Source organism: Thermosulfurimonas dismutans (genome assembly GCF_001652585.1).
Classification (GTDB): domain Bacteria; phylum Desulfobacterota; class Thermodesulfobacteria; order Thermodesulfobacteriales; family Thermodesulfobacteriaceae; genus Thermosulfurimonas; species Thermosulfurimonas dismutans.
The window spans coordinates 102,160-113,981 of record NZ_LWLG01000001.1; the positions used below are offsets into that span (position 1 = coordinate 102,160).

The following is an 11,822-nucleotide window of genomic DNA, read 5'->3' on the forward strand; positions in this document are numbered from 1 at the left end:
AAGGAGACCCCCACCCCCTACCTTTAAAGAATTTTACCATGCTTTTAGGAAGGTCAACACCTTAAATTAAAGACGAGGCCGAACCCCAGGGGGGACCTTTGAAAAAAAGAAAAGAGCCACCGGAGGTAAACCATCCGAAAGTCTAGTAATTTCCGGCGCCGCAAGAAGACTCTTCACGGCCTCAATGTGAAGCTTGTGCCCCGAAAATTCGGCTGAAATCTCACCTTTAAAAGTAAGGCCAGTTATATAGAGATCCCCCAGGAGATCTAAGGCTTTATGGCGCACAAATTCGTCCTCGGTTCGGAGGCCATCTCCATTAAGAAGTCCTTTTTCATCAAGCACAATAGCATTCTGTAAGCTTCCTCCCTTAAGGAGACCTCTTTCTTTACGTCTCAATAGCTCCTCTTTGAATCCGAAAGTCCTAGCAAAGGCTAGTTCTCTCTGATACGTAAGCGGCGTGATCCGGAGAGACAACTTCTGATCCCTTATCAGAGGATGGTCAAAATGGATATGAAAGGAGAGCCTGAGTTCTGAAGCCGGTTTAAAAGTAATTCTTCCCACTCCATTTCTGACCTCAAAAGGCCTGAGAATTTCGATATAACGTTTTCTCTTCGGCTGAAGCTTGAGACCAACCCGCATGATCTCACGCACGTAAAGCTCAGCCGAACCATCCAAGAGAGGAAGCTCGGCTCCATAAACTCGCACAAAGACGTTATCTATCCCTAAACCATGTAAGGCCGAAAGCAGGTGTTCTACCATAAAAATGTCATTTTTCCCGTCCGAAAGAACCGTAGCCCCTTCCGTGCCCACAACATTCTCAGGGCACAACTTTATCCGAGGTCGACCTTTGAGATCCGACCGTTCAAACACAATGCCGGCCTCAACTTGAGCCGGCCAAAGTTCCACCCGAATATTTTTGCCAGAAAAGACCCCAACTCCTTCTAGGATCACCGGCCCTGCTACCGTTTTTTGCCAATCTGCCATAAACCTAACCCTCAAAGATTTTTGGTTAGTTAATTGCAAATTTTATGCCACCCCAAAAACCTCCAAAACTTTCATCAGGAGGGGGCAACATGACTTGTTTATCTAATATCCCCAGAGCCAAGATGTCACTTAAAAGTAACACTAAACCAGAGGGATACCGAGTCGCCTCAATAGGCGTTCCTCTTTTCGCCACCCTCGAAGGACCTTGACCCAAAGGTCTAGATAGATCCTTTTACCTAGGATAAATTCCAGTTCCTCCCGAGCTAGAGTCCCAATCTTTTTCAAAAGTTGTCCCCCTTTGCCGATCACGATACCCTTTTGAGAGTCTTTCTCCACATAGATCACCGCCTGAATATAGAGCACTTTCTTCTCCGGATCCTCACGAAATTCCTCTACCACCACCGCCGTTGAATACGGAATTTCTTGTCTGGTCAACATAAAGAGCTTTTCCCGGATTATTTCGGCTGCCAAAAGCCGTTCCGGCTGATCGGTAACCATCTCTGGAGGATAATAAGGCGGGCCCTCCGGTAACATGGCCACGATTTCTTCCGTGAGCTCGGAAAGCCCATCCCTCTCTAGGGCAGAAATGGGGACAATGGCCCTGAAAGGATAAAGTTTGGAAAAGAAATCGATCACGGGAAGAAGTTCGGCTTTCTTAACAAGATCGATCTTGTTAAGGGCCAGAATAGTTGGCTTTTCCGTCCGGCGCAGGATCTCAAGGATTTGTTCCTCCTCCCGGGGACGTCTGTCCGCCGCATCTACTACCCAAACTACTCCGTCCACTTCCTCGATGGCCTTGACCGCCTGTTCTACCATTAAGCGATTGAAAAGTTCCTTGGCTTTGTGGATACCCGGGGTATCCACAAAGACCACCTGGTAATTCGGTCCGGTAAGGATGCCCCGGATCTGGAACCGGGTGGTCTGAGGTTTAGGAGTGGTGATGGCCACCTTAGTGCCGATAAGCTGGTTCATAAGGGTGGATTTGCCTACATTGGGGAGCCCGATCAGGGCCACAAACCCTGAACGATAGCCCTCCTCTTTGGAAACCTCCTTTTTTTCTTCCACTTTAAAACTCCTTTCTCCCCAAAATTAATAAAGGGCGCCCGTCTCTTGTCGGACGCCCGTTTTTTAAAAAACTAAAATACTACTTATTTAAGAATCTTCCTAGCGTTCACAGGCTGAACCGGACGATTGTTTTCGAAGCCCATAATCTTTTTAAATTTTTCAGCTTGGGCTTCGGAGATCTGAAGGGGGTTTTTCAAGAAAAGCCATATAACCCCTTCGGAACAGGGCGGCGTAGTAAGAGAACCGCTATACCGGTAATAGTCCAGATTTTCGGGCAAAAGGGCCTGCATATTCACCAGACTTTTCAGTTCCTTCTTCCCCTCGTGTTCTGGGGCCTCTTTCCATAACTTGGCAATCTCCGGATGCTCGGCTCCTCGGTCAAAAACAACGCCAATTACCGCCAACTGTCCGTCATCTGCCTGATGTACGAAATGCAACTCCAAGAGGTAATATTTCCCTTCTACGGTGTGTTCACTAGGCGAATGGAAGTGAAACTGTTTAAGATGAAATTTTTTGCCATCCACCACGATATAATTATCTTCCTTCGGAACCACCATAATGGTGTGACCATTATTCACGATCTCACCACTTATTTGATCACGATAGTGGAAATTTATAGGCTCAAGCTGAGCTTCAATGGTCACCGAAGAATTAATGTCTACCGGGGATTGGTTCTTGCCCACCTTACACATAAAATATTCATGAGCTAAATCTCCCCAATGGGCCGGTCCTATCTTGCCCACATACCCCCATTTGACCACATGTCCTCCGCCTGCCAGGGCTACCCCACCAATCATTAAAGAACCTACCAAGCCTCCTATAAATTTCTTCATGCTTACCCCCCAAATAAAAGTGGATTTTGACTCAAATTTTAGGTTCTTCTCTAATTTTTTTCAAGGCACGGCGGGCCGCCTCCTGGGCGGCCTCCTTTTTGGAACGGCCCCGTCCTCGGGCCAAAACCCTGCCTCCTACCAGAACCTCCATCTCAAAAGAGGGGGCATGTGAAGGTCCTTCCTCGCTTACCAGACGATAAACGGGCGTTTCTCCCCACTTGGCCTGTGTTATTTCCTGTAATCGCGAACGATAGTCGGAAAGAAATCCCTTTTCGGCATGAGGAATAAGCCTTCCAAAAATCCTTTTTACAAAAGAAAAAGCCTTTTCGTAGCCGCCATCAAGATAAATCGCTCCTATTACCGCCTCCAAAGCTCCCGCCAGAATGGAAGCCTTGTGCCGGCCTCCGCTTTTGCTCTCTCCGCGGCTAACCAAGATAAACTCCGAAAGGCCGATGCGCTCGGCTACCCGGGCCAGCCTTTCTTCCCGCACCAGCCAGGCCCGCATTCGAGAAAGATCCCCTTCCTTACACCCGGAATACTTCTCGTAGAGAAGATGCGAAATCACCACCGAAAGCACCGCATCTCCCAAAAACTCCAGTCTTTCGTTGTCCTGAAGATCTCCTAGTCTTCTTTCAGCGGCATAGGAACGATGTGTGAGGGCTTTTACTAGAAGACTTGGATCCCGAAACCTGAAGCCTAGTTTCTTTTCAAGCCGGGGAAGCTTCGAATAAAGTTCCTTCATTGGGATACCAAAAAGGCCGAAGGAAAGTCCTTTTTGAGTTTTTCGGCCAATCTCCTAGCCTGATCGAGATCATACGCCAAAAAGATCTTGACCCGGTAAAAAGTGGCACCCTCATGAGTAAAGGGTTCAATGAGAACCAGTTTGAACTTGCGGGAAAGCCGTTCTCGAAGGCACACGGCATTGGCGTAATTTTGGAAGGAACCCACCTGAAGGTAATATTCGCCCTTTTTGAGTTCGGGCAAACGGGTAAAGATCACCCCTCGCGGGGTCCTTCTCCCTTCGGCCAGGGCCACAATTCTTACTCGGGCCACGCCCTTTTCTACCATACCGAGAGTCCTGGCCGCAGCATAACTCAGATCAATGATCCTTCCCGGCACGAAGGGCCCCCGGTCGTTTATCCGCACCACTACCCTCCGGCCGTTCTCAAGATTGGTCACCATGACATAAGTACCTAGGGGTAAGATCTTATGAGCCGCTGTCAAGGCATACATGTTGTAAGGTTCCCCGCTGGCCGTGGGCCTTCCGTGGAACTTCGGTCCATACCAGGAAGCCAAGCCCTCCTCCACATATCCTCTGGCCGAGGGCAAGGGATAATAGGTTTTCCCGTTTACGGTGTAAGGCTTCTGGCTGACAGAAATTTTTTTCTTTGGAGGCCCTAAAGGGACATGCACGACCTCTACGTTATTTTTTACCCCCCCGCAGGCTGAAACTATCCCAGTCATCCCAAAGAAAAGAAGCCACCTTAAAACTTTTTTGGTCATCCCCCTTCCCTTTTAAGGGCGGATTATACTATAATCTTCCCCTAAACTCCAAAACTTGAATATTAGTTTAAGATCTCTCCACTTCTCCGTTTTATTACTTTTTCCTACTCTTTCCAGCCTTCTTTCGGTAGGCTGAATGTAGAATCTTCTCCACGAGGCCCTGATAAGGGCGTTAATGAACCTCAAAGGCCTTGCTCTACCCTGGTCTCCCTCAAGAGGAGGTTTAAACTACTAAAACCTTGACAGCTTCGAGAAAAGGAAGTCATCTGGGCCCTGCCGTCGAACTCAGAAGCCCCTATCCAGCTTGAACTTCGCCGAAGAGATCAATCTAAAGGTCTCAACTGTCGGGCCCCCTACTTTATCGCTCCTACAGGAAAAGACCTAAAAACCAACGAAGGCCAATTCTCATATTACGCTTGGATCCCTTTGCTAAAATGGCTCAGAAAAGACTCCAAGACCCCAATCGAAAAAAAAGCTCTGTCAATTTGAAACCCTTGCGCCTTTTCCAAAAAACGTAAAAATGGGAACTTACCGATGAAACTCGGCGAAGCCCAACAGCAATTGCGGGAGGAGGTCTGGCGAAAACTTACGGAAACAGGGGTAGCCCGTTTTCCAGGGGCCTACGGCCGTATTCCAAATTTTGTAGGCGCAGAAGAGGCCGCTAATAAAGCTTTAGAGCTCCCCGAAGTAGAAGCTGCTCGCGTAGTTTTCGTCAATCCCGACAGCCCCCAGTATCCATTACGGGCCAAACTACTCTCCGCAGGAAAAATCCTGATCCTGGGCTCCCCGAAACCAAAGAGCAAAAAGCCCTTTCTCCTAATTGACCCCACCCGACTCAAACCCCATCCTCTACGGCTGGCCAGCCTCAAAGGGGCCTTTCACTATGGCGAAAGGCTCGCCCTCGAGGAATTACCTGAGATAGACCTTTTCGTAACCGGTTGCGTGGCCGTCACTCCAGAAGGAAAAAGATTGGGCAAGGGTGATGGTTTTGCGGCTCGGGAATACGCTCTCCTCCTTTCATCCGGGAAGATCTTCCTTGAGACCCCGATCCTTACCACCATCCATGAGCTACAAGTCCTTCCCAAAGTTCCGACCGAAGAGCATGACCTCCAGATAGATATCATAGTAACCCCCCAACGCATTATCCGAACCCGTGTTTCACGTGAAACATAGGAAAAGACCTCTGCTTTTCGTAAAGGCCTCAAAAGTCTTTTCCGGTCGAGAAAGAGAAACTTGGTTATAGTTTTCTTTTCAGTTAGAATATCATCTAAATGATCCTCAACGACCAAAACCGTAGTTTTTTGGATCTCCTCCCTGATGGCGTCATGATCGTGGATGCTGAAGGAAAAATCCTTTACGCCAATCCAGCCATGTCCAAGCTCTTGAAAAGACCTCTCTCTGAGATCAAAGGGGGATATTGTTACAAACTGATCCATGGCACCGAGGAAAGGCCTCCTTTTTGTGTGCACGACCTGATGCACACGGAAGATAAGCCTGTAACTAGAGAATTTTTCGAGCCTCATCTCAAGGTCTGGCTCTGGGCTTATGGGGCCCCTATAAGGGATGAATCCGGAAAAATTCGGGCCTGTTTTCATATCACCAGGGACGTCACCGCCGAGAAAAACAACCTTATCGGTAGCCATCTTTTCGAAAAAATAGTAGATACCCTTCCAGGATACTTCTACCTTTCCGATAAAGATTACCGTATATTGGCCGCCAACCAGCGTTTCAAAAATTGGGTAGGCATGGAACCTATAGGCCACAAATGCCACGAGGTTATTCACGGCAGTCCCAAACCTTGTAAATGGTGTCGTCAAAAAATTATCTTTGAAAAAGGCAAAACCATAGAATGGGAGACCATTTGTTCCAAGGATCAGCGTTGGTATTTAGCTATTAATACACCTTTTGATTCTCCTTCCGGTGAACGATTCAAAATCACCCTCATATTTGATATTGATCGTCGCAAGCGCCTTGAGGAAAGGCTCAAAAGAGTCTTCGAGGAAAGTCCGGCGGCTATTTTTATATCTGATTGGGAAGGGAACATAAAACTGGCCAATCCGGCCTTAAGAAAACTCCTGAAAGTCCCCCTGGATTTAGACCTAACCCGATTCAAGACCAGCGATTTTTATGTAAACCAGGAAGATCGAAACCGGCTTCTTCAAGAATTGGAAAAGAAAAAAGAGATTTCAGGCTATGAACTAGAAATCAAAGACTTTCTTGGCCAAAAATTATGGGTAGCATTGACGCTCAAAATGGTAAAAGAAGAAGGTCAATATCATATTTGGGGAACCCTCCAGGACATTACCGTTCGTAAAAAAGCCGAACAAGCATTGATTGAAAGCGAGGCCCGTTTTAGGGTCTTAGCCGAAAATGCCCCGCTGGGTGTTATTCTTATAGATGACCAAGACAAAATCATCTATTTCAATCCCGCAGCTGAAAAGATTTTTGGCTATAAGACCGATGAGATTTTGGGGAAGAGCTTCCATCTAATCTTAGCCTCGACAAATTCTTACAAGGGTGCACTTGCAAGTTTTAAACAGATACCCAAAATCGGTAATAGTCACCTGGCTAATCAGAGATTCGAACTCCAGACCAAACGAAAAGATGGTACTGTTTTTCCGGCAGAAATCTTCCTTTCTATCATACAATTGCCGGACAAGCTTTACTATCTTTGGATAATTCAGGACATCTCAGAAAGGAAAAAGTTAGAAGAAAAACGATTGCAATTAGAAAAACATCGGGCCCTTGAACTTCTAGCTGGAGGAATTGCACACGATTTCAACAATATTCTAGCTTCCATTATAGGCAACTTGGAATTGGCGCAAAAGTTAACCGAAGACCAAAAGCTCAAAAATATCCTTAAACGAGCCGAAAAGGTAGCCTGTGAGGCCAGGAATTTGGCCCGAGATCTTCTGACCTTTTCCAAGGGCGACATTCCCGTGCCCAAGGAAGTAGATCTTAGGAGTTTTTTGGGAGAACTGGCCCGATTTCTTCTCCATGGCTCGGCTATAAAACTCCATCTAGAAATCCCAGAAGGTCTCCCTCCAGTAAAGATTGACCCTACCCACTTGGCCCAGGCGATCCAGAATCTTATCCTCAATGCCAAAGAGGCTATGCCGGAGGGCGGAGAGCTATTCATTCAGGCCGTCCACGTGGACGATCGCGTAGTCATCGTGGTGCGGGATACCGGACCAGGCATCCCCAAAGACATCTTGCCCAAAATATTTGAGCCCGGATTTACCACCAAACCTGCCGGCACAGGCATCGGCCTCTCGGTGGTAAAGACCGTGGTAGAACGATATAATGGAGAAATCTCCGTACATTCCGTACCTGGAAAGGGCACCACTTTTAAAATCTTTCTTCCGGCGGGGGAAAGCAAAAAGAAATCTCGCTCTGAAAAAAAGACCTTAATAAGAGAACCTAAAATATTTTCTGGGCAGGTTTTGGTAATGGACGACGAAGAATCTATACGCATCCTACTCAAAGAGACCTTGACCCTTATGGGGCTTTCGGTAGAGACTGCCGAAGACGGAGAAGAGGCCCTAGAGAAATATCGAAAAGCGCTTGAAACCGGTAACCCTTTTGATCTAGTAATCCTTGATCTTACGGTTCCCGGCGGAAAGGGCGGAGTCTGGACCATTGAACGACTCCGAAAGTTAGATCCCCAAGTCAAAGCTATCCTTTCCACCGGCTATACCCTAGATGATGTTCGCAAGATAGTGAAAGATCTTCCTTTTGTGGATATACTACGCAAACCTTACACCATGGACGAACTTTCGCAGATTCTCGAAAAACATATTTTGGAAAAGAAATCTTGATCCTAGCACTGGCTAATCAAAAAGGCGGGGTGGGCAAGACTACCGTGGCCATCAACCTTTCGGCCGCCTTGGCCGAACATGGCTACGAAGTCCTTCTCGTAGATTTAGATCCTCAGGCTAACGCCTCCAGCGGCCTAGGAGTAAGGGTAGCTGCGAGAAGGAGTCTCTATGCTGCTCTCTGTGGAAAGGCTCCCCTAAAGGATCTCATAATAAACACTCCTTTTGGGATAGATCTCATCCCATCCTCGGTAGAACTGGCTGGGGGGGAACTAGAACTTTCCTCGCTTCCTGGAAGAGAATGGCGTTTGAAACAAGTCCTTTCCGGAATTATAACCAGCTACGATTTCGTAATCCTTGACTGTCCCCCTTCACTGGGCCTCCTTACAGTGAACGCCCTTTGTGTTGCAAAGGGCGTAATCATCCCCCTTCAGTGCGAATACTATGCCCTTGAGGGGCTTTCACTTCTAGTAAAGACCCTAAGACGAATAAGAGAGAATCTCAATCCAGATCTTTTCATCTTCGGGATCGTCCTCACCATGCATGATGTCCGTAATCGACTCTCTAGGGAGGTAGCTGAGGAAGCCCGCAAACACTTCAAATGGACGGTCTTCGAAACTCTCATTCCTCGCACAGTACGCTTGAGTGAGGCTCCGAGCCATGGCATCCCCATTACCAAATACGATCCCCAAGGGAAAGGAGCTCAAGCTTTCCTTTCCCTAGCCGAGGAGGTCCTAAAGCGTGCCAGGAAAGAAAAAAGATAGAAGGCTAGGTCGTGGTCTTTCGGCCCTTCTCTCGGAAACGGAGGCTGAAGGTGAACTCCGTACGGTCTCAATTTCTGCCATCTTACCCTCTCCCTTCCAGCCTCGGCGAAACTTCTCCGAGGAATCCCTAGCAGAGCTTGCAGCCTCCATCAAAAGTCGGGGACTACTTCAGCCGCTCCTCGTACGAGAAATTGCCCCGGGGACCTACGAACTAGTAGCTGGGGAGCGACGCCTTAGGGCCGCTAAGATGGCCGGCCTTTCAGAAGTCCCGGTTTTGATAAAACACTTCTCGGATGAGGAGGCCTTGAGTGTAGCCCTTATCGAAAACCTTCAGCGCGAGGATCTTAATCCTCTTGAGGAGGCCGAGGGATACCGGCGCCTTATAGACGAATTCGGTCTCTCCCAAGAAGAGATAGCCCGTCGGGTAGGCAAAGATCGCTCCACAGTGGCCAATGCCCTAAGGCTCCTCAAGCTTCCGGAAAAAGTAAAGGAAGATCTGCTTGAGGAAAGGCTTTCGGCTGGACACGCCCGAGCCCTTTTAGCCTTAGAAGATGAAGGGCTCATCCTCAAGGCTAGAGATCAGGTCCTGAAACGCAAACTTTCGGTAAGAGAAACCGAACGGCTGGTAAACAGATTAAAGGAAGGCCGGCCCCAAAAGAAAAAAGCCCTTCCGGATCCGGATCTTGAGGCCCTGGGACGAGAACTCGCCGAACTTTCAGGGGCTAAAGTAAAGGTCGAAGTAGTAAAAGGACGCCCTCGTTTCCGCTTCGATTTTGAAGACCTGCAATCTGCCGAAAGGTTCTTAAGTCTCCTGAGAAGACTATCTAGATGTTGAAAGGAGGCGAAATTTTATCTTCTGGTCCTCAAGATAGAATTCTCCCGGGCCAGAAATTTCGCTTTTGACCTCGTATTTATTTCTTCCAATAAAAACTCTTACCCCGGGGTAGACCTTCTCCAGTACCTGTAAGGTATAATTCTGATAAGATAGGAGTTCTTCTTCCTTTTGCTTGATTTTTTCTTGAAGATCAGCCTGTTCGAACATCTTCTCCCTAAAGACCGCTTGAATCTTCTGTAATATCCGGAATTTTTCCGGGGTAAGTTTACCTTCCTTTTTGAGTTTAAGCCCCAGAAGCATGGCCTTGCGGAGCTTCTCCGTGGTCTCATCAAGAAGGAGCAGTTCCGCTTTAAGTTTTTCGATCTCTTCAAAAATTTCCGAAGGATGGCCCACCTTGATATAGGTTGGCATAAAAGATTCGTTGCCAACCACTTTAATCACCGCCCCTTCGCCGACCTCCACCTCCCCAGCGGCCAAAAGTCCTCGGCCCTCGATCACGGAAAGGTTCTTTCCTACTTTAACTCGGGCTTGAAGAATATAGTCTTTGACCGTTAGAGAGCCTTTCACTTTAACCGTAGCGTATTCAATGGCTTTGATAATAGCCTTTCCAGAGATCTCAACGAAGGTATTCTCACCATGAATGAGACCCCCTACAGAAAGATCGCCGTCTACTTTGATCTCGGTCCCGTCTTCCACGCCACCGCCGATCTCCACGTCTCCTTCAGCTAGGACCTTGAAGCCCCGCTTGACTCCGCCAGTAACGACCAGTTTTTCCCCATAAAACCGGATATTTCCCGACTTCCAGTCCACATCCCCTTCAAGGGTATAGGTGGGAACCAAATTTAGCTTCCCTTGTTTTTCGATCAGGCACCCGTCCCTTTCGGCGATAAGGATCTCGTTTTTTTCATCAGGACGAAGGCCTTCGCCGTAATTGAAAGAGACATCCTTTACCGGAGGCGGAGGGATAACCTCTCCCCAAATATTACAGCCCGGTTGTCCTGGCTTAGGAGGAATGTGCCTTATGATCGGAGTTCCGGCCTTAACCGAAACCACCAGATTCATTTCTCGGAAATCAATACGATTCTTATCAACCTCCCTTGGACCATGGGAGAGGTCTACCAAAAGCTCCAGACGGCCATCCTCCCCAGGCGTAGGCGGTTTACCCCGGGCGACAACGATCTTGCCATTCTTTACTTCCGGCTTCTCTAAAATTCCCGAAAGCCCGAGATTGGAAAGTTCTTCCCTAATCTTTGCCCATTCCTCAGCCGAAGGTATGCTTGCACCCTCCAGGTAGGCCTCTAGCTCATCATTTGAGGCCCGAAGGAGATAATCTCCCAGGGGGTAACCTTTTTTCTTCAAAGCTTCTCTTATACCCATGTTCTAAATATCTTATCGGCTGAAACTAGCGCTTACGCCAACTCTTCTCCTCTCCTCGAAGGAGACGTTTAATATTCTCGCGGTGTTTGATCCAAATGAGAACGGCCATAAAAGAAGCCAGTATCATATAGGGAACTCGGGGACAGAAGAGATACACCCATAAGGGTGCCGAAAGCGAGGCCAGAAGGGAACCTACCGATACGTACCCGCTAAGGGCCACCGAAAATATAAATAGAGGTAGGCTTATCCCTACTGCCAGTGGACAGAGAAGAAGCAAAACGCCGGTAGCACTGGCCACCCCCTTTCCTCCTCGGAAACGGAGATAAATTGGGTAAAGATGTCCAAGAAAGGCCGCCAACCCCACTCCGGAAAGCCACCAATAATAGTAAGGGTCGGTTCGTAAGAGATATTTAGCCAACGCCACCGGGCCAAGGGCCTTTCCCAAATCACCGACAAGGGTAAGGAATCCCCATTTTTTCCCCAAGAGTCGGGCCACATTGGTGGCTCCCGGATTTCCGGAGCCTGCCTTTCGAGGATCTATCCCAAAAGGTTTACATATTAGAATAGCAAAAGGGACAGAGCCCAAAAGATAGGCTCCGATTATAAAGACCAGGCCTTTTAGCATAAATCACCCATATCAGAATTA

At 48.0% G+C, this 11,822-nt stretch carries 11 protein-coding genes; 4 read left to right on the forward strand and 7 right to left on the reverse strand.

Annotated elements, in window-relative coordinates; all coding sequences use genetic code 11:
* Positions 1–66: 66 nt before the first annotated feature.
* The 5 genes from lpxC to TDIS_RS11440 all read right to left on the reverse strand — a co-directional run bounded on the left by lpxC (position 67) and on the right by TDIS_RS11440 (position 4,385).
* Complete coding sequence (lpxC, locus tag TDIS_RS00575) at positions 67–984, reverse strand: UDP-3-O-acyl-N-acetylglucosamine deacetylase (RefSeq protein WP_068668231.1); 918 nt, start codon at positions 982–984, stop codon at positions 67–69.
* Positions 985–1,125: 141 nt separating this feature from the next.
* Positions 1,126–2,049 carry a GTPase Era gene (gene era, locus TDIS_RS00580; protein ID WP_068668233.1) on the reverse strand — a complete coding sequence of 308 codons (924 nt, stop codon included), beginning with the start codon at positions 2,047–2,049 and terminating at the stop codon, positions 1,126–1,128.
* Between the two features lie 83 nt (positions 2,050–2,132).
* Entirely contained in the window at positions 2,133–2,882 is a 750-nt protein-coding gene (locus TDIS_RS00585) for a carbonic anhydrase (protein WP_068668235.1), read from the reverse strand.
* Between the two features lie 31 nt (positions 2,883–2,913).
* Positions 2,914–3,624 carry a ribonuclease III gene (gene rnc / locus TDIS_RS00590; RefSeq protein WP_068668237.1) on the reverse strand — a complete coding sequence of 237 codons (711 nt, stop codon included), beginning with the start codon at positions 3,622–3,624 and terminating at the stop codon, positions 2,914–2,916.
* Positions 3,621–4,385 (reverse strand): septal ring lytic transglycosylase RlpA family protein, encoded by a 765-nt coding sequence (locus TDIS_RS11440; protein WP_068668239.1) that lies wholly within the window; start codon positions 4,383–4,385, stop codon positions 3,621–3,623. Before TDIS_RS11440 ends, rnc begins: the two co-directional genes overlap by 4 nt.
* Positions 4,386–4,919: 534 nt before the next feature.
* Here TDIS_RS11440 and TDIS_RS00600 point away from each other — a divergent pair.
* The 4 genes from TDIS_RS00600 (at position 4,920) to TDIS_RS00615 (ending at position 9,799) form a co-directional block, all read left to right on the forward strand.
* Positions 4,920–5,558, forward strand: coding sequence for a 5-formyltetrahydrofolate cyclo-ligase (locus TDIS_RS00600; RefSeq protein ID WP_068668241.1), 639 nt, complete (start codon positions 4,920–4,922; stop codon positions 5,556–5,558).
* 98 nt (positions 5,559–5,656) lie between these two features.
* Positions 5,657–8,203, forward strand: coding sequence for a hybrid sensor histidine kinase/response regulator (locus tag TDIS_RS00605; RefSeq protein WP_068668243.1), 2,547 nt, complete (start codon positions 5,657–5,659; stop codon positions 8,201–8,203).
* A complete protein-coding gene (locus TDIS_RS00610) occupies positions 8,200–8,964 on the forward strand; it encodes a ParA family protein (RefSeq protein WP_279614527.1) in 765 nt (254 codons plus the stop codon). Before TDIS_RS00605 ends, TDIS_RS00610 begins: the two co-directional genes overlap by 4 nt.
* Positions 8,942–9,799, forward strand: a complete 858-nt coding sequence (locus TDIS_RS00615) for a ParB/RepB/Spo0J family partition protein (RefSeq protein WP_068668247.1) — start codon at positions 8,942–8,944, stop codon at positions 9,797–9,799. Before TDIS_RS00610 ends, TDIS_RS00615 begins: the two co-directional genes overlap by 23 nt.
* On the opposite strand, the gene TDIS_RS00620 is transcribed toward TDIS_RS00615, so the two are convergent.
* Both TDIS_RS00620 and plsY read right to left on the reverse strand, forming a co-directional pair.
* The gene (locus tag TDIS_RS00620) at positions 9,785–11,176 is read right to left on the reverse strand and encodes a DUF342 domain-containing protein (protein ID WP_068668248.1); all 1,392 of its coding nucleotides are present in this window, start codon (positions 11,174–11,176) and stop codon (positions 9,785–9,787) included. The genes TDIS_RS00615 and TDIS_RS00620 overlap by 15 nt on opposite strands.
* 25 nt (positions 11,177–11,201) lie before the next feature.
* Entirely contained in the window at positions 11,202–11,801 is a 600-nt protein-coding gene (plsY, locus tag TDIS_RS00625) for a glycerol-3-phosphate 1-O-acyltransferase PlsY (protein WP_068668251.1), read from the reverse strand.
* Positions 11,802–11,822: the final 21 nt, after the last annotated feature.